Source organism: Streptomyces kaniharaensis (assembly GCF_009569385.1).
GTDB classification, from domain to species: Bacteria; Actinomycetota; Actinomycetes; order Streptomycetales; family Streptomycetaceae; genus Kitasatospora; species Kitasatospora kaniharaensis.
This window is the reverse complement of the sequence record NZ_WBOF01000001.1, coordinates 362,707-388,438: the sequence shown is the minus strand read 5'-3', so window position 1 is coordinate 388,438 and position 25,732 is coordinate 362,707. Positions and strand designations below refer to the sequence as shown.

Here is a 25,732-nt window from a genome sequence, read left to right as displayed (position 1 = left end):
CTGCGAGGGTCAGCCGCGGGCGGGCGGGTCGACCGCGAAGAGCTGGTCCTCGACGTGGTCGAGGGCGACGCGGAGGGCGCCCATCGCGACGACCTCGGAGCCCAGGGCCGCCGGCGCGACCTCGGGGGCGCGGAGGGTGAATCGGGCGAGGCGTTCGCGCAGGGGCTCCAGGACGCCGTCGAGGCCGGCCGCCCAGCCGCCGATGACGACGAGTTGGGGGTCGATGGCGAGGACGAGCGCCGCGACGCCCTGGACGAGGCGGGTCAGGAAGCGGTCCATGGCGACCTGGGCGACCTCGTCGCCCTCGCGGGCGAGGCGCAGAACGCGGGCGACGGCGGCCTCGTCGAGGGGGTTGAGGGGCTTGCCGGTGGTGGAGAGGAGGCGTTCGGGCGTGACCTCCCGGCCGAGCAGGTGGAGGGCGCCGATCTCGCCGGCGGCGCCGCCGTAGCCGCGGTGGAGCTTGCCGTTGATGAGGGAGCCGGCGCCGGGGCTGAGGCCGGCCATGACGAAGACGACGTCGTCGGCGCCGATCGCCGCGCCCTGCCAGTGCTCGGCGATGGCGGCGAGGTTGGCGTCGTTCTCGATCAGGACGGGGCAGCGGAAGGAGCGGCGCAGGCGGGCGCCGAGGTCGAGGCCGGTCCAGCCGGGCATCGCGGTGCCGAGCCGGACGGTGCCCGCGCGGTCGACGATGCCGGGGGTGCCGACGCCGACGGCCCACAGGCTGTCGCGCGGGACGCCGGTCCTGCGCAGCGCCTCGGCGACGGCGGTGCGGGCGGCGGCGAGCCGGCCCTCGGCCGCCAGGGCCTCGTCGACGGGCCTGACGTGACTGCCCACCACCTGGCCGGTGAGGTCGGCGAGGATGACGCGGACGTCGTGGACGCCGATCTCGATGCCGAGGATGTGCCCGGCCTCGGCCCGGAACCGGAACCAGCGGGCGGGCCGGCCGCGGCGCCCGTTGCCCGGGTGGCCGTCGTCCCTGGGCTGGTCGACCTCGGCGACCAGCCCGCTCTCCACCAGGCCCTCGATGACGCCCTCGACGGTGGGCCGGGAGAGGCCGGTCTCGCCGACGAGCTGAGTGAGGGTCACGGAGTGGCCGGCCCGCAACGCCCGAAGCGTGACCGCGGCGTTGATCCGCCGCAGGAGCGAGGAGTCCCCTCCGGTGAGCCGATCCGCCAAGACGCTGCCCTTCGCCTTTCGCGCGACTGCCCTGGCGCGCGGTGCCGAGTGCGCGGTGACCACCGAATGGCCCGCGAGAGTGCGCCGCCCGGCTCACGGCAGGGCGGCGGGAGGCCGCCTGCGCCGGGGGCATGCCGGATGCTACCCGGGTGCGGGCCCGGCGGGCGAGGATCCTCGCAGCTCACCCCGGCTTCGCCACCGAAACGGAACGCCTCGGGTGGCGGTGTGTGACCACGGCTTCACCGGCCGGCCACGAGCCGACCTTCCAGGGGCTCACGAGACGGCGCCGGCCGGCGGGAACGGGCGCCGCCGACGGTACCGACGCTGCGCCACGAGCCGATGGACCGAGCGGAGAGTGCGGACCCGATCGAGCCGATCGAGCAGAAGGAGCCGATCGACCCGACGGAGCAGAAGGAGCCGATCGAGCCGATGGAGGCGGCCGACCCGATGGAGCCGACGGAGAGGAACGACCCGACGGAGCCGATCGACAGGAAGGAGCCGACCGAACCGATCGAGAGCGCCGAGCCGAGGGAGGCGATCGACAGCACCGAGTTCGCGAGGCGGGAAGACCGGGATGGCGAGGCGGACATGGGCTGATCGTAGCCGCGGATCAGGGCACGCGGGCGACGAACAGGTGTTGCCCCAGGAGTCCCATCGGGTGCCCGTCCTCCGGCAGTCCGAGGACGGTCGTGCAGCCGGCCGCCGTCAGTGCCGCGCGCCAGTGCTCCACCGGGGCCGCCGCGGGGAGCGAGCCCGGCTCGCCGGTCAGCAGCAGGTCGAGCTGCTCCTCGATGGGCGCGACGAGCAGCAGCCGCCCGCCGGGGGCGAGCAGGCGGACGAGCCGGGCGACGGTGGTGTCCGGGTCGTCGGAGTCAGAGTCCGAGCCGGAGTCGGAGCCGGTGGCGACGACGACGTCGAACCGGCCGCCGTCGGCCACCGCGTGGTGCTCGACGGTCTGGCGGGGGCGGGCGGACAGGGCCCGGGCGATGGCGGTGTCGGTGCCGTCGCAGGCCTCCAGGACCCGCAGCGGCGCGGTGCCGTCGTGCGTCTCGGCCATGCCGCGGACGAGGGAGCCGATCGCGGCGCCGAGGTAGCCGCGGGCCGCGGCCGAGCGGACCGGGGGGACGGCGGGGCGGGGCGGCTCCTGGCCGGTGATGACGCGGGGGAGCCGGCCGGCGGCGCGTCGGACGCGGTCGAGAGCGGCGGCGGGGCCGAGGCCGTCGGCCCAGGCGTCGGCGGCGGTGCGCCAGGTCTCGCGGACCTCGGCGGCGGTGAGCGGCGGCGCGCCGTGGTAGCCGTCCGCGTGACGGCCGATCAGGCGGTGCCGGGTGAGGGCGTCGAGCCAGCGCGGCACCTGGGGGCGGTACTCGGGGGTGACGGGTACGGCGTCGAGGATCTCGGCCCCGGTGTGGCCCGTGGCGGGGTCGGTGAGCACGCCGTACTGCTGGAGGGTCAGCAGGAGCGAGGTGAGGACGGCGTGGTCGAGGCGCTCGCCGAAGACGCGTATCTGGTCGGCGGTGATGCCGATGGCGTGCTTCCAGGCGGTGGCGGTGGCGGCGGCGACGGCCGTGCGCAGGCGGTGTTCGGCGGCCTCGGCGTCGCTGTGCGGTTCGCGGAGGTGGGCGACGACGGCGCCGAGCGCGTCGACGGCGGCGTAGACGTCGTCCTGCCGGGGTTCCGGTCCGACGTGCAGGACGAGGCGCAGCGCGGAGAGGTCGTGCTCGGCGAGGTCGGGGACGCGGCTGAGGCGCCAGAGCAGGTGGGAGGGCAGGCTGAGGTGGGTGGTGGCGCCGGCGGCGAGGGCGGCGAGCTGGTCGCGGGGGTGCTGGTCGGGGTCGCCGCAGTGGACGGTGCCGCCGGCGAGGAGGGTGGCGAGGGCGAGTTCGACGGCGAGGTCGGTGGCGGGGTGGAGGACGGTGTGCCGGATCGGCGGCGGGCCCAGGACGCCGGCCCAGTGCCGCAGCCGCTGTTCGGCGGCGCGGGCGCCGGTCGTGGACAGTGCGGTGTGGGCGGCCACCCGCTTGGCCATGGCTCCGGGCAGGCCGTCCGGCGGGGAGACGCCGAGCAGGAGGCCGATGCCGCTGATCGAGCGTCCGCCGGCGACGACGGCGGGCCGGTCGCCGAGTTCGCGCAGGGCGCTGACCAGGGCGGGAGTCGTGGACAAGGTGATCACTCCGGGTGGGCGGGGGAGGCCGCACTACTGAACCACGCGGTGTGCCCGGTCGAGGCCGCATCCGGGTAAAGCTTCGTAATGATTTTCATATCGACTAGTCAATCGCGGGGTGCGATGTCATCCCGAACGTGCCGGAACTTCGCATTCCGGAATGCCTCCCGCCACCCTGAGGTGTCCTGGCGGTGTTGCGAGAGGTGTCTTGACAGGGCGTTCGGGTCCTGGATTACTGGCCTGGGATCTCCCGGCCGAACGATCGGTAGGGGGCGCTCAGGGCTCGGCCGACCTGTGAAGGAGCGACGATGACCAGCATTGCACCCGGCGCACCGGGGCGCCTCGGCGAGCCGATCCCGCCCGAACTGCTGGACGCCGGCGAGCGGATGGGCGTCGACGAACTGCGCGCCCGTCAGCTCACCCGGCTGCGGGCCACCCTGCGTCACGCGTACGACAACGTCGAGCTGTACCGCCGCAAGTTCGACGCCGCCGGGGTCGGGCCCGAGGACTGCCGCACCCTCGCCGACCTCGCCCGCTTCCCGTTCACCACCAAGGCCGACCTGCGCGAGGGCTACCCGTTCGGCCTGTTCGCCGTCCCGATGGAGCAGGTCCGCCGCATCCACGCCTCCAGTGGCACCACCGGCCGCCCGACCGTCGTCGGCTACACCGAGAACGACCTGTCGATGTGGGCCGACGTGGTCGCCCGCTCGATCCGCGCGGCCGGCGGCCGGCCCGGGCACAAGGTGCACATCGCGTACGGCTACGGGCTGTTCACCGGCGGGCTGGGCGCGCACTACGGCGCCGAGCGGGCGGGCTGCACGGTGATCCCGGCCTCCGGCGGCATGACGGCGCGGCAGGTGCAGATCATCCAGGACTTCCGGCCCGAGATCATCATGGTCACCCCCTCCTACATGCTCACGCTGCTCGACGAGTTCGAGAAGCAGGGCATCGACCCGCGCACCACCTCGCTGAAGGTCGGGATCTTCGGCGCGGAGCCGTGGACGGAGGAGATGCGGCGCGAGATCGAGGAGCGGCTCGACCTCGACGCGGTCGACCTCTACGGCCTCTCCGAGGTGATCGGCCCCGGCATCTCCCAGGAGTGCGTGGAGACCAAGGACGGTCTGCACATCTGGGAGGACCACTTCTACCCGGAGGTGGTGGACCCCTTCACCGACGAGGTGCTGCCGGAGGGGGAGGGCGGCGAACTGGTCTTCACCTCGCTCACCAAGGAGGCGCTGCCGGTGATCCGCTACCGGACCCGCGACCTCAGCCGCCTGCTGCCGGGCACCGCGCGGCCGGCGTTCCGGCGGATGGAGAAGGTCACCGGGCGCAGCGACGACATGATCATCCTGCGCGGTGTGAACGTCTTCCCGACCCAGATCGAGGAGATCCTGCTGCGCACGCCGGGAGTCGCACCGCACTTCCAGCTGCGGCTGAGCCGGCAGGGGCGGATGGACGCGATGACGGTGCGGGTGGAGGCGCGGCCGGACGCGCCGGCCGAGCAGCGGGCGGCGGCGGAGGCGGCGATCGTCCGGGCGGTGAAGGAAGGGGTGGGCGTGACGGTCACGGCCGAGGTGGTCGAGCCGTACACGCTGGAGCGCTCGGTCGGGAAGATTAAGCGGGTGGTCGACGAGCGCGGGTGAGTCCGCGGACGCGGCCCGCCGGAGGCGTACGGGTGTCCGGGGTGACGCCGTACGCCTCCGGCGCGTCTACAGCAATGTAGACGCCAGGTGGTGGGCAGTCCAGCCCGGCTCAGCCCCGGCGTGTCCGTGCCGCGCGGGCGGACAGCACGAGGGCGACGGTCATCACGGCGGCCAGCCCCAGGCTCACCGGGCCGGTGCCCAGGCCCAGACCGCCCCTGTCCGGGCCGACGCCCGCCCAGTCCGCGAACGACGCGCCCAGCGGACGGGTGAGCACGTACGCCCACCAGAACCCGGCCACCGGGCCCACCCAGCGGGCCCGCGCCGCGACCGCCGGGACGGCGATCAGCGCGGCGAAGCCCAGGCCGGACAGCAGGTAGCCGGCGTTCAGCGTGGCGGCCGTCAGATCGCCCACGGCGGTGCCCAGGGCGAACGTCAGCAGCACGGCGGCCCAGTAGAACAGCTCCCGGCGCAGCCCCGTCACCCGGTCGATGGCCGGCGAGCCCTCCACCCGGTGCCAGAGCACGAACAGCGCCGCCAGCGCCACCGCCAGCGCGCCCGCCGACACCGCGTACGGCACGCCCAGGGCGACGTGCGCCACGTCGGCCACCATGGTGCCGAACACGCTGACCAGCACCACCACGGCCCAGTACACCCCGGGCACGCAGCGGCGCAGCCGCAGCTGGACCACCAGCGCCACCGCCAGCAGCAGGCCGGCCGCGGCCACCGCGGGCACCGGCCCGACGGTGTGCGCGAGGAAGTCGGAGAGCGTCTCGCCCATGCCGGTGGTGAGGATCTTCACCAGCCAGAACCAGGCGTCCACGGTCGGGGCCTTGCTCACCCCGGCCGTGCCCTCCGCGGCCCGGGTGCCGGGGCGGAGCGGCTCCGGGGCCAACGTCGAGTGCAGGGCCACGTTCAGCGGCCCGACTCGTCGACGACGGTGTTCCCGGTCAGCTCGCCGCTCGCGCCGTCCACGGTCACCAGGTGCCGCACACCGTCCTGGCCCACGACCACGACGGCCCAGCCGACGGAGCCGCCCTGCTGGGCGGTGCACCGCAGCGACTCGGCCCGGCCGCCGGGGACGGCTCCCTGCGCCTTCTCCAGCGCGGTCGAGGCGGCGACCGAGGGGAGCGGGGCCGGAGCGGTGCGGCCGGCGAGGCCGCCCTCCTCGCGCGAACCCCGGTCACCCTGCTCGCGGGACCCCGGGCCGCGCTGCTCGCCGCCCTGGTGCCGGCCGCCCTCACGATGGCCCTCACCGCGGTCGCCGTACGAGCCGTGGTCGCCGTACGAGTCGGACGAGCCGTGCTCGCCCTGGCCGTCTTCGGCCCAGTTCATCGCCCGGTGGTGCTCCCGGCCGTGACCCTCGTGCGCGACCGCGAGCGCCAGACCGCCCGCGCCGACCAGCGCGACGGCGGCCACCCCGGCGGCGATCCGGCGCTCCCGGCCACCCGCCCAGGCACGCAGCCGCGCCGCCCGGCGCCGCTTCGGCACTGATGCCTGGACCTCCTCCGGGCCCTCCGCGAGCGGGGTGGTGGACGACGTGGAGTCGGTCATCGGCGTTCTCCTTGCCTCGGCTGCTCTTCGCGCCCGGAACCGCCCGGGCCGCGCCCGGCGATCATGGCGGACCGTCCCTGAACCTGCGCTTAAGCCGGCGCGGGCCCACACACGCCCCTTAAGCCCCGCTTGAGCCCCGCGAAGATCGAGAAGGAGCACCTGGCACCCTGATCGGATGCACATACTCGTCGTCGAGGACGAACACCGGATGGCCACCGCGCTGCGCCGCGGCCTGGAGTCCGACGGCCACACCGTCGATACCGCCCACAACGGGCCCGAAGGCCTCGCCCTCGCCGACCGCCACCCCTACGACGTCATCGTCCTCGACATCATGCTCCCCGGCCTCAACGGCTACCGGGTCTGCGCCCGGCTGCGCGCCAACGGCTGTCGCGCCGGGATCCTCATGCTCACCGCCAAGGACGGCGAGTGGGACGAGGCGGAGGCCCTCGACACCGGCGCCGACGACTACCTGTCCAAGCCGTTCTCGTTCGTCGTCCTGCTCGCCCGCCTGCGCGCCCTGCACCGCCGCATCGACCAGCAGCGCCCCCGCCGGCACACCCTCGGCGATCTGGTACTCGACGCCAACGCCCGCACCTGCACCCGGGCCGGCACCCCCACCCACCTGACCGCCCGCGAGTTCGCCATCCTGGAACACCTCGCCGCCCGCGCCGGGACGGTCGTCTCCAAGCGCGAGATCCTCGATCACGTGTGGGACGCCGGCCACGACGCCGACCCCAGCATCGTCGAGGTCCACATCCACGCCCTGCGCCGCAAGATCGACGCTCCTTTCGGCCGCGCCGCACTGCAGACCATGCGCGGTGCCGGCTACCGGCTCGACCCGGACGGTGGCTGAGATGCGCCGACTCCCGCCCCGGATCAGCAGACCCCGGATCAGCGGACCCCGGATCGGCGGACCCCGGATCGGCGGATTCGTCCCCCGGACGGTCCGCGCCCGGGCCACCGCCGCAGCCGGAACGGTGCTCGGCGCCGCCCTCGTCGTCGCCAGCGCCGGACTGCTCGTCGTCCTGCGCATGGACCTCGTCGCCTCCGCCGCCTCCGCCACCCGCCAGCAGGCCGAGTCCGTCGCCCAACTCGCTGCCCAGGGACGGCTCTCACCCGTCCTGCACACTGGCCACGGCACCGACTTCATCCAGGCCGTCGACGAGCACGGCACCGTCCTCGCCGCCAGCCCCAACCTGGCCGGACGGCCCGCGCTCACGCCCGCCCGGCGCACCGGCTCGCACACCACCGACGACGTCGACCCGCTGCACGAGCACCATCGCCAGCGGCTCACCGCCGTCACCGCCGACACCCCCGGGGGGCCGGTCACCGTCTACGCCGGCGCCTCGCTGCGCGCCGCCGACGAGGCGCTGGACATCACCCAGGCCGGGCTCGCCGTCGGCTGCCCGCTGCTGCTGCTCACCGGAATCGTCGTCACGTGGCGGGTCACGGGGCACGCGCTGCGCCCGGTCGAGGCGATCCGCGCCGAGGTGGACGCCATCACCGGCCGGGACCTGCACCGCCGGGTACCCGAGCCCGGCACCGCCGACGAGATCGCCCGGCTCGCCGCCACCATGAACGCGATGCTCGACCGGCTGGAGGCCGCCGGACGGCGCCAGCGCCAGTTCATCGCCGACGCCTCGCACGAACTCCGCAGCCCGCTCGCCGTGCTGCGCACCCAGCTGGAGGTCGCCGACACGCACCCGGACCCGGCGGTGCGGGCCGAACTGGTGCACGGCGCGCTCCAGGACACCGACCGGCTGCAGAGCCTCGCCACCGACCTGCTCCTGCTCGCCCGCCTCGACGCGGGCGGAGCCGAGGACCGGCCCCGGCAGCGCGTCGACCTCACCGCGCTGGTCGCCGACACCGTGCTCGGCCGCTCCGCGGGTCCGCACCGGCGCACCACCGACCTCGCCCCGGGCGTCGCCGTCGACGGCATCCCGCTGTGGCTCGGCCGGCTGCTCACCAACCTGCTCGACAACGCCGACCGGCACGCGTCCGGCACCGTCCGCGTCCGGCTGGCCGCCGACCGCGCCCGCGGCATGGCCGTCCTGGACGTCGAGGACGACGGCCCCGGCATCCCGCCCGCCGACCACGAGCGGGTCTTCGAACGCTTCACCCGCCTCGACGACGCCCGCAGCCGCGACGAGGGCGGCAGCGGCCTCGGCCTGCCGATCGCCCGCGACATCGCCCGCCATCACGGCGGCACCCTCTCCGTCACGCCCACCCCGGCCGGCGCCCGCCTGACGGCGACCCTTCCGCTGGCCGCGAAGTGGCGCTGAGTTACCCGTTCGGCGCACCTGCGGTCGTGCCGGCGGCCGGAACTTCCCAAACTCGGAGCAAGGGGGTGGACTCATAACCGGAGAGGCATCCTCATGAGCATCGGGCTTCGCCGCGTGGTCGCGGTGACCGCAGTGGTTTCCCTCGGCCTCGGCGCAGCATCCTGTGGCAGCGCCAAGCAGGCGTCCAGTGGCGGTACGTCGGGCAGCGCGAGCGCAGGCGGCAGCGCGGGCGCGGTCGGCCCCGTGAAGATCGGTCTCCTGCTGCCGGAGACCAAGACCACCCGTTACGAGCAGTTCGACCGCCCCCTGATCGAGAAGAAGATCAAGGAGCTGGCGCCGGAAGCGACGATCGACTACTACAACGCCAACCAGGACGCCACGACCCAGCAGACCCAGGTGGACACCGCCCTCACCAAGGGCAACAAGGTGCTGATCCTGGACGCGGTGGACTCCAAGTCGATCCAGTCCTCCGTCCAGAAGGCCCACGACGCGGGCGTCAAGGTGGTCGCCTACGACCGCCTCGCCCAAGGGCCCGTCGACGCGTACGTCTCGTTCGACAACCACAAGGTCGGCGAACTGCAGGGCCAGGCCCTGGTGGCGGCGGTGGGCAGCAAGGCGAACGCCGGCTCGATCATCATGATCAACGGCTCGCCCACCGACCCCAACGCCGCCGACTTCAAGGCTGGCGCGCACAGCGCGATCGACGGCAAACTGAAGATCGGCAAGGAGTACGACACGCCCCAGTGGGACCCGAACACCGCCAACCAGGAGGCGGCCGCCGGGATCACCGCCATCGGCGCGAACAACGTCGTCGGCGTCTACTCGGCCAACGACGGCATGGCCGCCGGCATCGCGACCGCGCTCAAGGCGGCCGGCCTGAGCGTCCCGCTCACCGGTCAGGACGCCCAGCTCGACGCCATCCAGCGGATTCTGGTGGGCACCCAGACCATGACGATCTACAAGCCGTTCAAGCCGGAGACCGACACCGCCGCCCAGATGGCGATCACGCTCGCCGCCGGGAAGCCGCTGGACTCGACCCTGGCGCCGACCACCGTCACCAACGGCAGCGGCAACAAGGTGCCGGCCAACCTGATCACGCCGATCGTGGTCACCAAGGACAACATCAAGACCACCGTGGTCGCCGACGGCCTCTACACCGTCGCGCAGATCTGCACGCCGGACTACGCCGAAGCCTGCAAGGCAGCCGGCCTCCAGTAGCCCGGGCGTCGCCGCGACGTCCCCACACGAAGACGTCCCCACACGAATATGCCCCGCCTCCACCCCGGAGGCGGGGCAAGGGAGTTGGTCACTGTGGCAGGTGAGACCGTACTCGCCCTGCGCGGGGTCTCCAAACGGTTCGGCGCCGTCCAGGCGCTCACCGACATCGAACTGGAGGTGCACGCCGGCGAGGTGGTGGCGCTGGTCGGCGACAACGGCGCCGGCAAGTCCACCCTGGTCAAGGCCATCGCCGGGGTCCACCAGCCGGACGAGGGCACGATCGAGTGGCAGGGCCGGACGGTGGCCATCCACCGCCCCCAGGACGCCCAGCACCTGGGCATCGCCACCGTCTACCAGGACCTCGCGCTCTGCGACAACCTCGACGTGGTCGGGAACCTCTTCCTCGGCCGCGAGATCCGGCGCTTCACCATCCTCGACGAGGTCGCGATGGAGAAGCGCTCCCGGGCGCTGCTCGACACCCTCTCCATCCGCATCCCCAGCGTGCGGATCCCCGTCGCCTCCCTCTCCGGCGGCCAGCGCCAGGTGGTGGCGATCGCCCGCGCGCTGATCGGCTCGCCCAAGGTCGTGATGCTGGACGAGCCCACCGCCGCCCTCGGCGTCGAGCAGACCGCCCAGGTCCTCGACCTGGTCGAGCGGCTGCGCGAGCAGGACCACGGCGTGATCCTCATCAGCCACAACATGGCGGACGTGATGGCCGTCGCGGACACCGTCGCGGTGCTGCGCCTCGGCCGCAACAACGGGATCTTCGACAAGCGCTACACCAACCAGGAAGAGATCATCTCGGCCATCACCGGCGCCACGGACAACGCCGTGACCCGCCGGCAGGCCCGCGGCCAGGAGGGCTCCCAGTGAGCGAGAACATTCCCGGGAGCCCTGCGGGTGGCGAGCCCCAGCGGCCCGAACGCCACCACATCCCGCTGCCCGAGGACACCATGCCCACGGGCGGCGTCAACGCGCCCGTCCCGGTGGCGCCCGAGGCCACCCCGGCCGTGGACCCCCGGCTGATCGTCCGCCAGGAGGGCATCAAGGGCTACGCCATCGAGTTCCGCCGCCGCCTCAGCAGCGGCGAACTCGGCTCGCTGCCCGTCGTGCTGGCCCTGATCGTGATCTGGGCGGTGTTCGGCAGCCTCAACAGCACCTTCCTCTCCGCCCAGAACCTGTCCAACCTGTCGCAGCAGATCGTCGGCACCGGCATGATCGCGATCGGCGTCGTGTTCGTGCTGCTGCTGGGCGAGATCGACCTGTCGGTCGGCTCGGTCAGCGGCCTGTGCGCGGCGCTGTACGCCGTCCTGAACGTCACCCACGGCGTCAACGAGTGGGTGGCCCTGCTGGTGGCCCTCAGCGGCGGGGCCGCCGTCGGCCTGATCCAGGGCCTGTTCTTCGCCAAGGTCGGCGTGCCGGCCTTCGTCGTCACCCTCGCCGGTAACCTCGGCTGGAACGGCCTGATGCTGCAGGTGCTGGGCGCCACCGGCACCGTCAACCTGTCCGGCAAGGACATCGTCTCCCGGCTCTACAGCACCATCTACGGCCAGGAGATCGCCGCGTACGGCACCGCCGCGATCGGCGTCGCACTGTTCGTCGTCGCCTCGCTGTTCGACGCCAACCGGCGCAGAGCGGCCGGGGTGCCGTACCGGCCGATGACCGACATCGTGCTGCGCAGCGCCATGCTCGCGATCGTCGCCTTCCTCGCCGCCTACACGCTCAACCAGTACAAGGGCCTGCCGCTGGCGCTGCTGATCTTCCTGATCTTCATCGTGGTGCTGGACTTCGTGCTGCGCCGCACCGGCTACGGCCGGCAGGTGTTCGCGCTCGGCGGCAACATCGAAGGTGCCCGGCGCGCCGGTATCAACGTCCCCTGGATCCGGATCAGCGTGTTCACCATCTGCTCGACCATGGCCGCGGTCGGCGGCCTCTTCCTGGCCGCGCAGATCCAGTCGGCCAGCCAGACCTCCGGCGGCGGCAACCTGCTGATGAACGCCATCGCGGCGGCCGTCATCGGCGGCACCAGCCTGTTCGGCGGGCGCGGCTCGACCTGGTCGGCGCTGCTCGGCGCGCTGGTGATCGGCTCGATCCAGTCCGGGATGAACATCGAGGGCCTGAGCAACGCCATCCAGTTCATGATCACCGGTGCGGTGCTGCTCGCCGCCGTGGTGGTCGACTCGCTGGCCAGGCGCACCCAGAAGGCCGCCGGTCGCGCGTGAGGGCCACCGCGACGGCGGGGCCCTATGCTGCGGGGCATGTCGAGTGAGCTACGAACTCTTCAGCCCCGTCAGCGGGACACGGACCTCGCCTTCATCCTTCGCGAGACCGAGCTGAAGCCCGTCCCGTCCGTCCCCGAGATCAGCCTGCACATGGCCGAGGACGCGATCGCCCTCTGGGAGACCACCGAGCGGGCGCGCGGGAAGGCCGGACTGCCGCCGCCGTTCTGGGCGTTCGCGTGGGCGGGCGGGGTGGCCGTCACCCGCTACGTGCTGGACCACCCCGAGGTGGTGGCCGGGCGCACCGTGCTCGACGTCGCGGCAGGGTCCGGCCTGGTGGGCGTCGCCGCCGCGCTGTGCGGGGCCGCGTCCGTCCGCGGCGCCGAGATCGACGCCTACGCGGTCGCCGCCATCGGGCTCAATGCCGAGGCCAACGGCGTCCGGGTGGAGGGCGCGCTGGTGGACCTGGTCGACGGAGACGGTGACGGCGCCGACGTCGTGCTCGCCGGGGACGTCTTCTACGAACGGGCCATGGCCGCCCGCTTCCTGCCCTTCCTGGAGCGGGCCGCCGCCCGCGGCGCCACCGTCGTCGTCGGCGACCCCGGCCGCGCCTACCTGCCGCGGGAGCGGTTCACCGCGCTGGCCGCGTACGAGGTACCGGTGGTGGCGGACCTGGAGGACACCGCGATCAAGACCACCACGGTGTGGCGGCTGGGCGCCTGAGAATCGAGTGTTTTTCGGACGGCCGCCGACCGCTGGCGGGCCCCAGCGGACCACGCTCCGGGGACGGAAACCACCGCCGGTGCGGTGACCTGCCCGAGGCGCTCCGCCGGGGCGCCTCGGGCAGGCCGGTCGCCGGGCTCAGGCGCGCAGGCCGGCCAGCCAGGCCTCGACGGCGTCGGCGTGGCGGGGGAGGGCGGCGGAGAGGTTCTCGTTGCCGTCCTCGGTGACCAGGATGTCGTCCTCGATGCGGACGCCGATGCCGCGGTACTCGGCCGGGACCGTCAGGTCGTCCTCCTGGAAGTAGATGCCCGGCTCGACGGTGAGCACCATGCCCGGCCTGAGCGGACCGTCGACGTGCTCCTCGGTACGGGAATGGGCGCAGTCGTGGACGTCGATGCCGAGCATGTGGCCGGTGCCGGCCAGGGTGAAGCGGCGGTGCAGGCCCAGCTCGTAGACCTTGTCGGCGGAGAGGCCGCCGAACAGGCCCCAGGAGGTGAGGTGTTCGGCGAGCACCCGCTGGGCGGCGTGGTGGAAGTCGCGGAACATCCCGCCCGGCCTGACGGCGGCGATGCCGGCCTCCTGCGCCGCGTACACCGCGTCGTAGATCCTGCGCTGGAGCTCGTCGAACCGGCCGTTGACGGGGAGGGTGCGGGTGACGTCGGCGGTGTAGAGCCGGTTCGTCTCCACGCCCGCGTCGAGCAGCAGCAGATCGCCAGGCTTGGCGCGGCCGTCGTTGCGCACCCAGTGCATGGTGGTGGCGTGCGGGCCGGCGGCGGCGATCGTGCCGTAGCCGACGTCGTTGCCCTCGACCCTGGCCCGGACGAAGAAGGTGCCCTCGATCAGGCGCTCGGCCGTCTCGGTGTCCGTGCCGAGCACCCGCACGACGTCCTCGAAGCCGCGGGCGGTGGCCTCGCAGGCGAAGCGCAGCTCGGCGATCTCGAACTCGTCCTTGACCAGGCGCATTCCGGACAGGAAGACGCGGAACTCCTCGTCCTGCTCGGCAGTGCCCTTGCCCCGGAGCACCTCCTCCACCCCGGCGTCGTGGCCGCGCAGCACGCGGACCGGGCCAGTGACGGAGCGCAGCCCGTCCAGGACCGTGCGGACGTCGCGGCAGGGCAGGCCGAGCAGGCGCTCGTTCTCGCTCAGGCTGTTGCGGCGGCCGTCCCACAGCTCGCCGTGGTTGTCCAGCCAGAACTCGCCGTTCTCGCGGTCGGAGCGGTTGCGCAGGTAGATCGTGGCGTCGTGGCCGGTGGCGCCGGTGGGAGCGAGGACGAGCACGCCGTCCTGGGACTGGTCGCCGGTGAGGTAGACGTAGTCGGAGGAGGGGCGGAACGGGTAGTCCGTGTCGTTGGCGCGGACCTTGGGGTTGCCGGCCGGGACCACCAGCGTCTCGCCCGGGAAGGCGGCGGACAGCTCGGCGCGGCGGAGGGCGGTGTGCGCGGCCTGCGGGATCGGCGCGAGGTCGGCGCGCTCGGTGTCGGCCCAGCCCTGCTTCATGTTCGCGGCGAGCTCGTCGGTCACGCCGCGGGTGAGACCGTTCTTCCGGTACTTGATGGGGTCGGCCGGCTTGGCATCGGACATGGGCCGGGTGGGCTCGGTCACTGCCGTCTCCTGGGTCGGGTCGGGTGCGTACGGGCGCGGTCGGTGAGGTGCGCGGGCGCGGTCGGTGCGTGGGCGTGGTCGGTGCGTACGCGGGGAGTCGGGCGCGTCCCGTACGGTATATCGAACGAAGACCGGGAGGAAAGAGGAACAGCGTGGGCGACTCCGAGGGATCCGTCCGGGGCGTGCTCGCCGCCAACCTGAAGCGGGTGCGGGCCGAGCGCGGCCTGTCGCTGTCCGAGCTGTCGCGGCGCGCCGGGATCGGCAAGGCGACGCTGTCCCAGCTGGAGTCCGGCACCGGGAACCCCACCCTGGAGACGGTCTTCGGGCTCGCCCGGGTGCTCGGCGTGCCGATCTCCGACCTGGTGGACGGCGCACCGACCGGCGGGGTGACGGTGGTCCGCGCCGCCGACGTCGAGGCGCTCAGCGGAGCGGGCGTCGACCTGCGTCCGCTGCGCCGGATCGAGTCCGGGGACTCGGTGTTCGAGATCTACGACCAGCAGGTGCGCCCCGGCGGCACGCAGGACTCGGCCGGGCACAGCGGCACCGAGCACACCGTCGTCCAGGCGGGCCGGCTGGGCGTGCGGGTGAACGGGTGCGACGTGGAGCTCGGACCGGGCGACTACGTCGGCTTCGACGCCACGCTGCCGCACGCGTACACCGCGCTCGGCGGGGAGGTGGTGCGCTCGGTGCTGCTCCTGCACTTCCGGGCGGAGCAGCGGCTGCACGTGGCGGACCCGCACGACGGGTGAGGGGCGGGCGGGGGCGTTCGGTCCACCAGGCACGTTCGGTTTACCGAATGCGTGGATATGTGCGCTCCGGTCCCCCACTCCCCTCGCGGTGGGGGGCCGGAGCGAGTCCGCGCGTCCCGTTGCCGTTCCGTCGCCATTTCCGTCGCCGTCCCGTCGACCCGCCGACCCGGGAAGGATGCCAACCGACGCGGCCTGGTCGCCATGCATTAGCCTCTGGGCCTAAAGGTCAAGAAACCACCAGGTGAGAGCCAGTCCGCCGGGGGTTCCGGCAGGGGTCGGGGGACAGTGCTCACGCTCAGGTTCGGCGTCGCGGACGTCGCCAACACCCGGTTCGTCATCTCGCCGCTCGACCACCTGCTCACCGGCGCCGCCCGGCAGGAGGTGCACGACTGCCTCGGCCTGCGCCGCGACCGCTGGTGGCGCGACGTCCGGCGGCACGTCCCGCACCGGGCCGCCCCGCTCCTCGACCTGGTCAACGCCTCCACCGCCGGCGTCCCGAAGTTCATGGGCGCCGACGTCGACGCCACCCGCCGCCTGCTCGCCGACGAACTCGACGCCGTCCTGGACGTTCCGCAGCACACCTTCGAACAGGACCTGGCCATGTTCGGCAGCGAGGCCGAACTGCCCACCGCCCTCGCCCGCCTCCTCGACGGCGGCACCCGCAGCCTGCGGCAGATCACCGACAGCGCCTGGGCGCTGTTCCAGTCCTGCCTGGCCCCCGACTGGCCCGACATCCGCCGCCTGCTCGAAGCCGACATCGCCCAGCGCTCCCGCACCGTGGCCCGCGCCGGCGTCGGCGCCATGCTCGGCGAACTCCACCCCCGGGCCGTCTGGCGCGACGAAGGCGTCCTCCAGTGCACCATCGCCGACTGGGACGGCAGCTTCGACCTCGGCGGACGCGGCCTCGAACTGCGCCCCAACTACTTCCTCCAGAACGGCATCGGACTCCTCCTCGCCGAGGACCGCCCGACCCTCCTCGTCCACCCCGTCGGCGCCCACCCCACCGAGGGCCCCGCCCGCCCCGCACGCCCAGCCGCCGTCGACGGCCTCGCCGGCGTGATCGGCCCCGCCCGCGCCCGCGTCCTGCGCGTCATCGGCAGCGGCCCGTGCTCCACCACCGAACTCGCCCAGCACATGGGCGTCACCCCGCCCTCCGCCTCCGTCCACGCCGCCGCCCTCCGCAGCGCCGGCCTCATCACCACCCAGCGCCAGGGTCGTGAGGTCCGCCACGCGCTGACGGACGTCGGCCACGACCTGCTCCACGACAACCCGGAGCTCCCGGTGTCCGTTTGATCACCTGTCGGAGAGAGCTCCGGCGAAGCGACGAAGGGTCAGGTCCGGACCTCCACGGGCCGGACGAGGGAGCGCGGGGAGCAGCGGGTGGAGGTCGCGCACACGGTCATGGGCCTGCGGTAGGGCCCGTCGGGGATCTGGACCGACCAGAGCACGGCGTAGGTGTGGCCGCAGATGTCGCAGGTCGGGCGCGGGGTGCCGATGTGCGGGGAACTGAAGCGCGGGGTGTCGAAGCCCTGGGTGTCGGAGCGCGGGGTGTCGAAGCCCTGGGGTGGCGGCCCGGATTCGGGTGTGCTCGGTGCCGGGGGCGTGCCGGGCGTCGGAGGGGTGGCCGGGGCCGGGGGAACGGTCGGCATGGGCGGGGTCGCCGGGGCCGGGGGAGCGGTCGGCATCGGAGGGGTGGTCGGGATCGGCGGAACGGTCGGGGCCGCCGGAGGCGGTGCGGTCTTCCAGACCACCAGATCCGCCACCAGCCCGTCGAAGTCGTACTCGCACTCCGAGCAGGTCGTGAGGACGGACTCCTTGCGCATGTCACCGCAGGCGGGGCAGAACGTGACCGGCTGCTCGTCGGCCTCGGTGCTCTCGCACCGCGTGCACACGAAGTCCGGGTCGAACTTGGCCTGTTGGAAGAGCGTGCCGAAGATCTGGAAGGGACTGATCTCACCCTTGTCGTCCGTCGCCCGCACCACCGACAGGATCGTCTTGAGGCGGTGGTTCCTCTCCCGCAGCCGTTTGAGGTCCAGGTTCACCACCTTGGTCTGCAGGCAGTCCCGGCAGACGCACAGCGTTCGCACCGGCAGCCGGGAGCGGATCTCGAACTGCCGGTACAGGAACTCGAAGGCCTCCCGATGCTCCGCCGGGACCGGCATCTCGACGGCTCCCCAGCCGCCCGCGTTCAGCCGCCCCTCGATCGTCGCCGCCAACCGCTGCACTTCGAACGCCAGTTGGCCCGGCAGCTCCACCGGCCGGGAGCCGATCATCACCGGGATCGCCAGCAGGCTCCGGGCCGTGACCATGTCCAGATCGACGACGCCCGCGGAGGAACGGAAGACGAGCCGGTCGAAGCCGGTCCACCGGGACGGCCCGGTGTTGCGGGGGCCGCCGGACAACCGGTCCGTGACGCGGGCCGTCACGCCGCCGACCAGGCGCTGGCCCGTCTCGTGGTGCCGTGCCAGCGCCTCCGCCTGGGGCGCCGCCACCCACCACCGGGGCTCCGGGAAGCCGCCCGCCCCGGCGGCCGGGTCGAGGTCGGCCAGTGCCCGGTCGAGGGCCGACAGCGCGCTCTGGAACGCCGACACATAGGGGGCCTGCACCCCCAGTGCGACCACCGAGACGGAACGGTCCGTCAGATGCATCGAGACCACGGTGTCCTGGGCGTCCTGGAGCGCCGCCGCGAACTGGAGACGCACCGCGAGCGGTACCTGGTCGGGCATGAGCATCGCCGATCGGACGGCGGAACCTCGCCGAGCCTCCACGACGGTCGCCATCTCCGAGGTGATCTGGAAGCCGAGCCCGCGCAGCGCGCCCACGGCCGCCACCCGGGCCCGTCCTGCGTCGGCGCGGATGCGGCGGTCGGCGTCGAGGGTGATCGAAGCCAAAATGCCCCCTCCGTGAGAACTGCGGTGGTTCCGGGCCGGGCCGGCGGCCCGGTCGCCGACTACGGTCTCCCGAGCGGGTCGGGCGGTCGGCGCAGTCCTGGACGGCACCGCGGACCACCTGCCCCGGAGTCTCCAACCCGCGTCGTTCCCCCACCAGTTGCGGTACGGGCCGCGAGTCTATCCGGGCACCGGCAGCCGGTCCATCGGGCTTGACGGGCACGCTGGTTTGGTCAGGGCTACGCAACGAGCCCATGCCCGTGATCCGCAAGAGCGGGGCCATAGGGTACTTTGATCTGCTGCCAGCGGATGTTGAACCGACAACCGCTTGGCGTGCCAAAGCGCCGAACAGCTCAAGGCGCAGCACCTTTCACCGTTCGGGGGAACACCAGTCATGCGTTCTCTGCGCATCATCGTCGCCACCGGCGTCCTCGCGCCGCTCGTCCTGGCCGCCACCGCGTGCGGTCCCAACAACGACGACAAGTCCAGCACCACAGCCACCACTGCGCCCATCGGCACGGCCACGGCAGCCCCGACCGGAGCCGGAACCGGAGCCGCTGCCAAGGCGCTGACACAGGACCAGCTTGTCAAGGCCCTGCTCACCGTCAAAGACCTTCAGGCCGACCAGAACCGGTCATCCCTGGGCGCGACCAAGTCGCAGCACAAGCTCACCGCCAACAAGGCCGCCTGCCAGCCGTTGCTCGACCTGGCCGACGCCGGCAACGCGGCCACCCCGCCGGCCGCCTCCGCCACCGGCGCGTACTTCGGCACCAACGGCCGTGAGTACACGGTCATCCAGCTCACCCAGTTCGGTGCCGGGCAGGCCGCCAAAGCCATGACGTCCGGCGAGGCCGCACTCGGATCGTGCGCGGCGTTCAACGCCACGAGCCAGGGCCAGCCCGCCATGAAGGTCACGTTCAGCAAGGCCACCTTCCAGGCGGCCGGTGACGCCACCCTGGCCCTCAACGCGAAGTTCACCGCTGACGACTGCGCCAATGCCCCGTGCGAAGCCCGCAGCTACGTCATCGTCCGCAGCGGTGACGTCCTGACCATGCTCTCCAACTCGGCTCTCGCGGACCCGGGCATGCCCGAGCAGGACACCGTCAAGAAGCAGCTCGACAAGCTCCACGCCGCCGCCAAGTAGCACCGGCCCCACGCGCGGAAGTCGGCGACGTCGACTTCCTGCGTTGAGAACGTGCTGTAGTGCGGCCGGGGCCGCACGAGTACCGGGCCCGCCGGTTCGCGGGGACGTCCCGCCCGGTCGACAGGATTTCGACGTGACCGGCGATCCGCTGGAGGAGTTCCACCAGCGTGTGGTACTCGTCCGGGGTGATGCATTCCATCATCCGGGCGCGAAAGACCCCGGAGCGGTCGGAGACCCGCCGGTGGGCCTTGCGGCCCTCGTCGGTCAGGGCGATGGTGTCGTCGTCGGGTGTCCGTGCCACCCACCCGCGTTCGACGAAGTCGTCGACGTGCGGGCGCTCACGGCGTTCGTGAGGTCGTTCGGCCAGGTGGCGCCCGGCGATCACTAGGGTGCTGCCGCCCTGCTTACCTGTTGTGACGCGTGGCGCCCTCCGCGAGCGGCGCGAACAGCCGCGGCGGTGAGGTGGTGGCGCGCGACGGTCCACTCGTCGGGCCGTGCCTGGGCTCCGCGGCCCGAGGACACCGAGCGTCGGCCCCCGGAGATGCAGAACCGTGTGCGGCCGGTATGGTCCAGCCCGGTGCCTCCGCTTGAGGTCATGCACTGGCTGGCCAAGTCGGCGGCGCAGATCAAGCTCACGGCCGGTGAGCCGGCGGAGGTGTCGGAGTGGCTGAGCAAGCAGCTCGCTGAGGTTCCTGCGCAGGAGAGCGACATGGAACCGGTCGTGAGGCCGGAGCACGCGCGGGAGTTCCTCGGGACCTTCCCGCACGACGTGGTGTGGACGTACTGGACGCCGGGCCAGCAGCTGAGGTCGGTAGCCGCTGTCTCGTGCCCCCGAACGTTCAATCCGACCGGCGAGGCGCCGCCGCCGTGTCCGTTGGCGCGGTGATGACGCAGGCCACGGGCTTCGAGCAATGGCGCGAAGCCCGTGGCCGAGGCGAGCGTCAGATGGTGCCGAACTCGCCGGTGGCGGTGGCGGTGACGAATGCGGTGAAGGCTTCGGGGGAGACGGCGATGTGGACACCAGGAGTTTTGGTGTCGCCGATGAGGATGAGGTCGTGAGTGACCGAGAAGTTGGTAGCGACCTGCACGCAGTCGCCGTCGCCCTGAGGGTCGCTGTGAGTCGACTTGAACCAGCGGGCAGTTGAGAGATCCAGGACCGAAGCGCGTGGGGTCATGCCGGAAGATTCTCCGATGCTCTTTGCGGCCACGCCAACGACTCGTCAGGCGTAAGGGCTTCTGCCCGGAGCGTATCGTAGATCAGTGCCATATCGGTCACCCGGTCTGGCGTCTCTACGAGTTGACCACTCTGCAAGCCTTCCAGGTAGGCGACCCGAGGAGCGTCGTCGAAGTGGAGGAGCGTGAGAGAGCCGCCGGAAAGGCGGGGGCTCCTCGGAGCCCCCGCCACCAACGCTTTTCAGGGATTGCTCAGCGCATACGACCGGAATGTGGCGAGGAGCGGCAGGACCTCCGTCTTGCTCGGGTCCTCCGTCACCGCGCGCATGGAGTCGATCACCACGTGGGCGATGGCCTTCGTCGCCACCAGGTCGTCCGGTGCCGCCGACGTGCCCCACGCCTTGAGTGCCTGTGTGAGCAGGGCGCTCATCCGGGCGCCGATGTTGGCGCTCACCGCGTCCGAGAGTTCCGCGATCTCCTCGTCGCTCATGCTCGACCGCAGCCCGAACGCGAGCGCCATCAGCGTGTCCATCGCATGTTCGCCGTACTCGGCGACCAGCGCCGGCAGCGTTCGCTCGCCCGGTCCGCCTGCGGCGAGTGCGGACAGTGCCTCGTCGTCGTCCTTCCACGCCGCCTCCAGGGCGGCCAAGGCCCGAAGAGCCTCGTCTACCGTCAGCCCGTCTGTCATGGATGGAACGGTATTGAGCCCCACCGCACCGGGACACGGTTCGAGTGCGGACATCACACCTTCGAGCGAAGCCGGGCCTATTGCGGCCAGTGCGACTCCGTGAAGTGCTTCGCATCCCATGTGCCGCCCAGCTCGGGGGCCAGGGAGGACAGAGCGAGCGCGGGGAAGTCCGGAGCGGAGCCGGCTCGTTCGGGGAGCGCACCCAGCAGGGGGGCGCCGGCCGAGCGGGGCAGGTCGACGAGGTTGCAGCGATCGGCCAGTCCGGGGGCGGAGGGCCAGGAGCCGACCACGACGCCCGTCAGCGGCAGCTCGCGCGCTGCCAGTGCCTCCGCCGACAGGGCGACGATGTTGAGCGTCCCCAGGCCCGCCGACGCGACGAGCAGCACCTCGGCCGGCAGTCCGGCGTCGCGTACGGCTCGCGCCTGGTCGGCGAGCGTCCGCCCGTCCTCGTCGTAGCGGACGAGCAGCCCCCCCGCGCCCTCGACGAGCACCAGGTCGTGGGTCGTGGCCAACTCGGCGACGGCCGAAACGACTTCGGCCGGGGAGAGGCAGGGCAGACCAGCCCGCCTCGCGGCCATGTCCGGCGCCAGCGGCTCCGGGTAGCGGACGAGTTCACGGATCGTCAGTTCACCAGCCAGTCGGAGGACTTCCTCCGCGTCACCCGGCTCGCCCGGGCCGACGCCGGTCTGCCCGGGCTTCAGCATGGCGACGCGCAGCCCGCCCTGCAGAGCCGCCGACGCGAGAGCCGCCGTGGTGACCGTCTTTCCGACCTCGGTGTTCGTCCCCGTGACGAACAGGATCCGCGCGCTCATCCCGCCACCGCCGCAGCGTTGACGGCGGCGGCGATGCGTGCCACGTCCTCGTCCTCCGTCACGTAGGGCGGCATGGTGTAGATCAGGTCCCGGAACGGGCGCAGCCACACGCCCTCGCGGGCCGCCGCCTCGGTGGCGGCGATGACGTCCACGGGGTGGTCCAACTGCACCACGCCGATGGCGCCTTGGACGCGGACGTCGCGTACGCCGGGGATGTCGCGAGCCGGGGTGAGGCCGTCCACCAAGCCCGTCTCGATGCGCTTGACCTCGACCTGCCAGTCCTGGCCGAGCAGCAGGTCGATCGACGCGTTGGCGACCGCGCACGCGAGCGGGTTGCCCATGAAGGTCGGCCCGTGGGCCAGCACCGGCATCTCGCCACGGCTGATGCCGTCCGCGATCTCGCTCGTGCACAGCGCGGCGGCCAGCGTCAGGTAGCCGCCCGTGATCGCCTTGCCGAGGCACATGACATCCGGCGACACCCCGGCGTGCTCGGCGGCGAACAGCGCGCCACTGCGGCCGAATCCGGTGGCGATCTCGTCGAAGACGAGCAACACCCCGTGCTTGTCGCAGAGTTCGCGCAGCATCCGCAGGTAAGCGGGGGAGTGGAACTGCATCCCGCCCGCGCCCTGCACGACCGGCTCGACGATGACGGCGGCCAGCTCATGCGCGTGACGCGCCATCAACTCCTCGAAAGCCGAGGCGTATGCGACATCAAGTGAGGCGCCGAACCCGGCCGGCGGCTGCGGCGCGAAGAGCTGCCCGGGCAGCACCCCGCCCCACAGGTGGTGCATGCCACCGTCGGGGTCGCACACGGACATCGGGTGGAAGGTGTCCCCGTGGTATCCGCCGCGCCAGGTCAGCAGCCGGTTCTTCTCCGGGCGGCCCGTCGACTGCCAGTACTGCAGGCACATCTTCATCGCGACCTCGACCGCGACCGAGCCCGAGTCGGCGAGGAAGACGTGCTGCAACGGCTCCGGCGTGATCTCGACCAGCCGGGATGCCAGCCGGACGGCGGGCTCGTGGGTGAGCCCGCCGAACATCACGTGACTCATCCGCCCCAGCTGCTCCCGCACGGCCTCGTCCAGGACCGGGTGCCGGTAGCCGTGGATGGCCGCCCACCAGGACGACATCCCGTCCACGAGCTCGCGCCGCCCGCCCGCGACGGGCTCCGCCAGTCTCAGCCGAACCCCCGACGCCGACTCGACCACGTACGGGGTGACGGTGCCGGGCATCGGGCCGTACGGGTGCCAGACGTGGGCGCGGTCGAGGCTGAGCAGCGTGTCCGCGGACAGCTGGGGCATGATGAGTCGGTTCTCCAGAAGTGTCAGGCGTTCGGGGCGAGTTCGGTACCGGCACCGCGCAGGCGGACCTTGACGAGATCGCTGCGCAGCTCACCGGCCGAAGCGGCCGAGTCCGCCGAGCCGAACGAGTCCGCCGAGTCGGAAGCGTCGGCCGAGACAGCCGGCTCCTCCGACACGGCAGCCTCCTCGTGCGCGTGCCCGCCGCACGGACCGCAGCCACCCCCGCTGCCGCACGCCGAAGCCGCCGTGCCACACGAAGAGGCCGCCGTGCCGCACGCCGAGGCCGCAGCCGCGATGTCCGCCCGGTGGCGCGGCAGGGTGGCCTCGCCGGCGCCCTCGACCTCGAAGCCCGCGTCCTTGATCATGTCGAGGTCGGCCTGCCCGGCCTGCCCCTCGCTGGTCAGGTAGTCGCCGAGGAAGATCGAGTTGGCGATGTGCAGCCCGAGCGGCTGCATCGACCGCAGGTGCACCTCGCGCCCGCCGGCGATCCGCACCTCGGTGTCCGGGTTGACGAAGCGGACCATCGCCAGGATCCGCAGGCAGCGCTGCGGGGTGAGGTTCCACTCCTTGGCGAGCGGGGTGCCCTCGAACGGGATGAGGAAGTTGACCGGGACGGAGTCCGAGCCCAGCTCGCGCAGCGCGAAGACGACGTCGACCAGGTCCTCGTCGGTCTCGCCCATGCCCGCGATCAGGCCGGAGCAGGCGGACAGGCCCGCGCCGTGCGCCTTCTGCACGGTGTCCACCCGGTCCGCGTAGGTGTGGGTGGTGGTGATGTCGCCGTAGGTGCTCTCGGAGGTGTTGAGGTTGTGGTTGTACGCGTCGGCGCCGGCCGCCTTGAGGCGCTCCGCCTGGTTGTCGGAGAGCAGGCCCAGGCAGACGCAGATCTCGACCTCGGGGTCGGCGTCCTTGATGGCGGCCATGGTGTCGGTGACGCGGTCGATGTCGCGGTCCGTCGGGCCGCGCCCGCTCGCGACCAGGCAGACGCGCTTCGCCCCGCCCGCGACGCCGGCGCGGGCGGCCTCGGCGGCCTGGTCGGACTTGAGCCAGGTGTACTTGAGGATCTCGGCCTTGGAGCCCAGCCGCTGCGAGCAGTAGTTGCAGTCCTCGGGGCAGAGGCCGCTCTTGAGGTTCACCAGGTAGTTGAGCTTGACCCGGCGGCCGAACCACCGCCGGCGCACCTTCCCGGCGGCGGCGACCACGTCCAGGAGCTCGTCGTCGGTGGTGGCGAGGACGGCCAGTGCCTCCTCGCGGGTCGGGACTTCGCCGCGCAGGCCCTTGGCGGTGAGGGTATCGAGCAGATCCATGGGGCTGATCCTGCCTGCTGGTGTTCGGCTGACGCCAGAGGAAACCCACCAGAAGATCCGTGGACGGATGTGCCACTTGCCACAGTGTCGAAGCTCACGGCTGCGGCGCAGGTCAATCCCCTTGACGGGGCGCGGGCCGCAGGTTACCCGCCGGTAGTCGACGGTGATCGACAACCGCCCACCCCGTGATCTGGAACACCCGGCGGTTGCTTAGAATCTGCGCCATGACCACGCAGGGGGAGCGCACCCCGACTCCGGGAGAGGGCCAGGAAGGCCAGGCAGGGCAGCGATTCGGCGGGGGTGCCGGCGCCTACTGGGGCAGGCGGCTGACCGCCCGCCGGGTGGTGGGCTGGACGGTCGTCGTGGGCGTGGTGGTGGCCGGCGGGTGGATCATCACCCGGCCGACGCCGGGCGACTTCATACCCGGCCTCGGTCCGTCCAGCAAGGACGCGACCAAGACGCCGCCGGTCGTCGGCGCCCCGCCGCCGCGCACCGACCCCGAGGCGCTCAACGTCGAGACGTACTTCCCGTCCCAGCGCCTCATCGAGATGGGCGCCTACAAGGGCAGGCGCAACGGCGTGCGGCGCGGCGAGAACTGCGTCGAGGCGCAGCAGGACCGCGGCCAGGAGCTGCTGAAGAACAGCGGCTGCCAGGCCTACCTGACCGTCAGCTTCACCGGCCAGGACAAGCCGGTGCTCAGCAGCGTCACCGTGCTGCGCTTCGCCGACCAGGCCGCCGCAGTCAAGGCCGCCGACGCGCTGAAGGCCAAGCCCGGCGCGCTGGCCTTCATCCTCCCCGACGCCAACGAGGCGCCCGCTCCGGCGGCCGGCAGCGCGGCGAAGCCGGGCACCGAGCCGCGGGTCGAGGCGGTCGGGCACTACGTGACGGTGACCAGCTCGCGCCTGCCCGAGAGCCCGACCCACGCGCCGAGCGCGCCCGCGAGCACCCCGGCCACCCCGGCGGCGTCCGCCACGGCGCCGACCCCCGAGCAGGTGCTGGACGAGGCGACGCGCGCGGTGTCGTACTCGGCGGGCTCGCAGTTCGTCTGGATGTGACAACCGGCGGGGCCCGAGAACCTCGGGCCCCGCCGCGTAG

26 protein-coding genes are annotated in these 25,732 nt (G+C 72.6%); 14 read left to right on the top strand and 12 right to left on the bottom strand.

Annotated elements, in window-relative coordinates:
- Positions 1–9 precede the first annotated feature (9 nt).
- Positions 10–1,176, bottom strand: coding sequence for an ROK family transcriptional regulator (locus tag F7Q99_RS01770; protein WP_153459759.1), 1,167 nt, complete (start codon positions 1,174–1,176; stop codon positions 10–12).
- 339 nt (positions 1,177–1,515) lie between these two features.
- Between F7Q99_RS01770 and F7Q99_RS01765 the strand changes: the two genes are divergently transcribed.
- Positions 1,516–1,773 carry a hypothetical protein gene (locus F7Q99_RS01765; RefSeq protein ID WP_153459758.1) on the top strand — a complete coding sequence of 86 codons (258 nt, stop codon included), beginning with the start codon at positions 1,516–1,518 and terminating at the stop codon, positions 1,771–1,773.
- A 13-nt stretch (positions 1,774–1,786) separates the two neighbouring features.
- Here F7Q99_RS01765 and F7Q99_RS01760 read toward each other — a convergent pair whose 3' ends face one another.
- Complete coding sequence (locus tag F7Q99_RS01760) at positions 1,787–3,340, bottom strand: serine/threonine-protein kinase (RefSeq protein WP_153459757.1); 1,554 nt, start codon at positions 3,338–3,340, stop codon at positions 1,787–1,789.
- A gap of 308 nt (positions 3,341–3,648) precedes the next feature.
- On the opposite strand from F7Q99_RS01760, the gene paaK reads away from it, so the two are divergent.
- Entirely contained in the window at positions 3,649–4,983 is a 1,335-nt protein-coding gene (gene paaK / locus F7Q99_RS01755; protein WP_153459756.1) for a phenylacetate--CoA ligase PaaK, read from the top strand.
- A gap of 109 nt (positions 4,984–5,092) precedes the next feature.
- On the opposite strand, the gene F7Q99_RS01750 is transcribed toward paaK, so the two are convergent.
- Positions 5,093–5,821 carry a COG4705 family protein gene (locus F7Q99_RS01750; RefSeq protein WP_326846147.1) on the bottom strand — a complete coding sequence of 243 codons (729 nt, stop codon included), beginning with the start codon at positions 5,819–5,821 and terminating at the stop codon, positions 5,093–5,095.
- Between the two features lie 74 nt (positions 5,822–5,895).
- Positions 5,896–6,534 (bottom strand): hypothetical protein, encoded by a 639-nt coding sequence (locus tag F7Q99_RS01745; protein ID WP_153459755.1) that lies wholly within the window; start codon positions 6,532–6,534, stop codon positions 5,896–5,898.
- 175 nt (positions 6,535–6,709) lie between these two features.
- Between F7Q99_RS01745 and F7Q99_RS01740 the strand changes: the two genes are divergently transcribed.
- The 6 genes from F7Q99_RS01740 to F7Q99_RS01715 all read left to right on the top strand — a co-directional run bounded on the left by F7Q99_RS01740 (position 6,710) and on the right by F7Q99_RS01715 (position 12,976).
- On the top strand, positions 6,710–7,387 hold the full coding sequence (locus tag F7Q99_RS01740) for a response regulator transcription factor (protein ID WP_153459754.1): 678 nt from the start codon (positions 6,710–6,712) through the stop codon (positions 7,385–7,387).
- A gap of 1 nt (position 7,388) precedes the next feature.
- On the top strand, positions 7,389–8,816 hold the full coding sequence (locus F7Q99_RS01735) for a sensor histidine kinase (RefSeq protein ID WP_153459753.1): 1,428 nt from the start codon (positions 7,389–7,391) through the stop codon (positions 8,814–8,816).
- A gap of 93 nt (positions 8,817–8,909) precedes the next feature.
- Complete coding sequence (locus tag F7Q99_RS01730; RefSeq protein WP_153459752.1) at positions 8,910–10,034, top strand: sugar ABC transporter substrate-binding protein; 1,125 nt, start codon at positions 8,910–8,912, stop codon at positions 10,032–10,034.
- A 93-nt stretch (positions 10,035–10,127) separates the two neighbouring features.
- Positions 10,128–10,907, top strand: coding sequence for an ATP-binding cassette domain-containing protein (locus F7Q99_RS01725; RefSeq protein WP_407697727.1), 780 nt, complete (start codon positions 10,128–10,130; stop codon positions 10,905–10,907).
- A gap of 80 nt (positions 10,908–10,987) precedes the next feature.
- Positions 10,988–12,256: a sugar ABC transporter permease gene (locus F7Q99_RS01720; RefSeq protein WP_153465688.1), complete on the top strand. Its 1,269-nt coding sequence runs from the start codon at positions 10,988–10,990 to the stop codon at positions 12,254–12,256.
- 36 nt (positions 12,257–12,292) lie between these two features.
- On the top strand, positions 12,293–12,976 hold the full coding sequence (locus tag F7Q99_RS01715) for a class I SAM-dependent methyltransferase (protein ID WP_153459750.1): 684 nt from the start codon (positions 12,293–12,295) through the stop codon (positions 12,974–12,976).
- Positions 12,977–13,114: 138 nt separating this feature from the next.
- Here F7Q99_RS01715 and F7Q99_RS01710 read toward each other — a convergent pair whose 3' ends face one another.
- Positions 13,115–14,557, bottom strand: a complete 1,443-nt coding sequence (locus tag F7Q99_RS01710; RefSeq protein WP_153465687.1) for an aminopeptidase P family protein — start codon at positions 14,555–14,557, stop codon at positions 13,115–13,117.
- Between the two features lie 173 nt (positions 14,558–14,730).
- Here F7Q99_RS01710 and F7Q99_RS01705 point away from each other — a divergent pair, with 173 nt between their 5' ends.
- Together F7Q99_RS01705 and F7Q99_RS43015 are read left to right on the top strand one after the other, a co-directional pair.
- Positions 14,731–15,327 carry a helix-turn-helix domain-containing protein gene (locus F7Q99_RS01705; RefSeq protein ID WP_326846146.1) on the top strand — a complete coding sequence of 199 codons (597 nt, stop codon included), beginning with the start codon at positions 14,731–14,733 and terminating at the stop codon, positions 15,325–15,327.
- A gap of 285 nt (positions 15,328–15,612) precedes the next feature.
- A complete protein-coding gene (locus F7Q99_RS43015) occupies positions 15,613–16,620 on the top strand; it encodes an ArsR/SmtB family transcription factor (RefSeq protein ID WP_153459749.1) in 1,008 nt (335 codons plus the stop codon).
- Between the two features lie 38 nt (positions 16,621–16,658).
- Here F7Q99_RS43015 and F7Q99_RS01695 read toward each other — a convergent pair whose 3' ends face one another.
- Entirely contained in the window at positions 16,659–18,218 is a 1,560-nt protein-coding gene (locus tag F7Q99_RS01695) for a hypothetical protein (RefSeq protein ID WP_153459748.1), read from the bottom strand.
- Positions 18,219–18,609: 391 nt separating this feature from the next.
- Here F7Q99_RS01695 and F7Q99_RS01690 point away from each other — a divergent pair, with 391 nt between their 5' ends.
- From F7Q99_RS01690 to F7Q99_RS01680, 3 genes are all read left to right on the top strand, one after another.
- Positions 18,610–19,359, top strand: coding sequence for a hypothetical protein (locus F7Q99_RS01690; protein WP_153459747.1), 750 nt, complete (start codon positions 18,610–18,612; stop codon positions 19,357–19,359).
- Positions 19,360–19,492: 133 nt separating this feature from the next.
- Positions 19,493–19,747: a hypothetical protein gene (locus tag F7Q99_RS01685; protein ID WP_153459746.1), complete on the top strand. Its 255-nt coding sequence runs from the start codon at positions 19,493–19,495 to the stop codon at positions 19,745–19,747.
- Positions 19,748–19,954: 207 nt separating this feature from the next.
- Positions 19,955–20,245, top strand: coding sequence for a hypothetical protein (locus tag F7Q99_RS01680; RefSeq protein WP_153459745.1), 291 nt, complete (start codon positions 19,955–19,957; stop codon positions 20,243–20,245).
- Between the two features lie 55 nt (positions 20,246–20,300).
- On the opposite strand, the gene F7Q99_RS01675 is transcribed toward F7Q99_RS01680, so the two are convergent.
- The 6 genes from F7Q99_RS01675 to bioB form a co-directional block, all read right to left on the bottom strand.
- A complete protein-coding gene (locus tag F7Q99_RS01675; protein WP_153459744.1) occupies positions 20,301–20,567 on the bottom strand; it encodes a DUF397 domain-containing protein in 267 nt (88 codons plus the stop codon).
- Entirely contained in the window at positions 20,531–20,764 is a 234-nt protein-coding gene (locus F7Q99_RS43570; protein WP_407697726.1) for a Scr1 family TA system antitoxin-like transcriptional regulator, read from the bottom strand. The genes F7Q99_RS01675 and F7Q99_RS43570 overlap by 37 nt, the downstream gene beginning before the upstream one ends.
- A gap of 9 nt (positions 20,765–20,773) precedes the next feature.
- Positions 20,774–21,220, bottom strand: a complete 447-nt coding sequence (locus tag F7Q99_RS01670) for a hypothetical protein (RefSeq protein WP_153459743.1) — start codon at positions 21,218–21,220, stop codon at positions 20,774–20,776.
- A 77-nt stretch (positions 21,221–21,297) separates the two neighbouring features.
- Positions 21,298–22,032: a dethiobiotin synthase gene (gene bioD / locus F7Q99_RS01665; protein WP_153459742.1), complete on the bottom strand. Its 735-nt coding sequence runs from the start codon at positions 22,030–22,032 to the stop codon at positions 21,298–21,300.
- Positions 22,029–23,333, bottom strand: coding sequence for an adenosylmethionine--8-amino-7-oxononanoate transaminase (locus F7Q99_RS01660; protein WP_153459741.1), 1,305 nt, complete (start codon positions 23,331–23,333; stop codon positions 22,029–22,031). The genes bioD and F7Q99_RS01660 overlap by 4 nt, the downstream gene beginning before the upstream one ends.
- 23 nt (positions 23,334–23,356) lie before the next feature.
- Positions 23,357–24,637 (bottom strand): biotin synthase BioB, encoded by a 1,281-nt coding sequence (gene bioB / locus F7Q99_RS01655; RefSeq protein ID WP_153459740.1) that lies wholly within the window; start codon positions 24,635–24,637, stop codon positions 23,357–23,359.
- 224 nt (positions 24,638–24,861) lie between these two features.
- Between bioB and F7Q99_RS01650 the strand changes: the two genes are divergently transcribed.
- The gene (locus F7Q99_RS01650; protein WP_153459739.1) at positions 24,862–25,692 is read left to right on the top strand and encodes a hypothetical protein; all 831 of its coding nucleotides are present in this window, start codon (positions 24,862–24,864) and stop codon (positions 25,690–25,692) included.
- Positions 25,693–25,732: the final 40 nt, after the last annotated feature.

Excerpts from the sequence above, each read along its gene's own strand:
- F7Q99_RS01765 (WP_153459758.1), top strand. The coding sequence starts at position 1,516 with ATGGACCGAGCGGAGAGTGCGGACCCGATCGAGCCGATCGAGCAGAAG.
- paaK (WP_153459756.1), top strand. The coding sequence starts at position 3,649 with ATGACCAGCATTGCACCCGGCGCACCGGGGCGCCTCGGCGAGCCGATC.
- F7Q99_RS01745 (WP_153459755.1), bottom strand. The coding sequence starts at position 6,534 with ATGACCGACTCCACGTCGTCCACCACCCCGCTCGCGGAGGGCCCGGAG.
- F7Q99_RS01740 (WP_153459754.1), top strand. The coding sequence starts at position 6,710 with ATGCACATACTCGTCGTCGAGGACGAACACCGGATGGCCACCGCGCTG.
- F7Q99_RS01735 (WP_153459753.1), top strand. The coding sequence starts at position 7,389 with ATGCGCCGACTCCCGCCCCGGATCAGCAGACCCCGGATCAGCGGACCC.
- F7Q99_RS01730 (WP_153459752.1), top strand. The coding sequence starts at position 8,910 with ATGAGCATCGGGCTTCGCCGCGTGGTCGCGGTGACCGCAGTGGTTTCC.
- F7Q99_RS01720 (WP_153465688.1), top strand. The coding sequence starts at position 10,988 with ATGCCCACGGGCGGCGTCAACGCGCCCGTCCCGGTGGCGCCCGAGGCC.
- F7Q99_RS01715 (WP_153459750.1), top strand. The coding sequence starts at position 12,293 with ATGTCGAGTGAGCTACGAACTCTTCAGCCCCGTCAGCGGGACACGGAC.
- F7Q99_RS01710 (WP_153465687.1), bottom strand. The coding sequence starts at position 14,557 with ATGTCCGATGCCAAGCCGGCCGACCCCATCAAGTACCGGAAGAACGGT.
- F7Q99_RS01690 (WP_153459747.1), top strand. The coding sequence starts at position 18,610 with ATGCGTTCTCTGCGCATCATCGTCGCCACCGGCGTCCTCGCGCCGCTC.
- F7Q99_RS01680 (WP_153459745.1), top strand. The coding sequence starts at position 19,955 with ATGCACTGGCTGGCCAAGTCGGCGGCGCAGATCAAGCTCACGGCCGGT.
- F7Q99_RS01670 (WP_153459743.1), bottom strand. The coding sequence starts at position 21,220 with ATGACAGACGGGCTGACGGTAGACGAGGCTCTTCGGGCCTTGGCCGCC.
- bioD (WP_153459742.1), bottom strand. The coding sequence starts at position 22,032 with ATGAGCGCGCGGATCCTGTTCGTCACGGGGACGAACACCGAGGTCGGA.
- F7Q99_RS01660 (WP_153459741.1), bottom strand. The coding sequence starts at position 23,333 with ATGCCCCAGCTGTCCGCGGACACGCTGCTCAGCCTCGACCGCGCCCAC.
- bioB (WP_153459740.1), bottom strand. The coding sequence starts at position 24,637 with ATGGATCTGCTCGATACCCTCACCGCCAAGGGCCTGCGCGGCGAAGTC.
- F7Q99_RS01650 (WP_153459739.1), top strand. The coding sequence starts at position 24,862 with ATGACCACGCAGGGGGAGCGCACCCCGACTCCGGGAGAGGGCCAGGAA.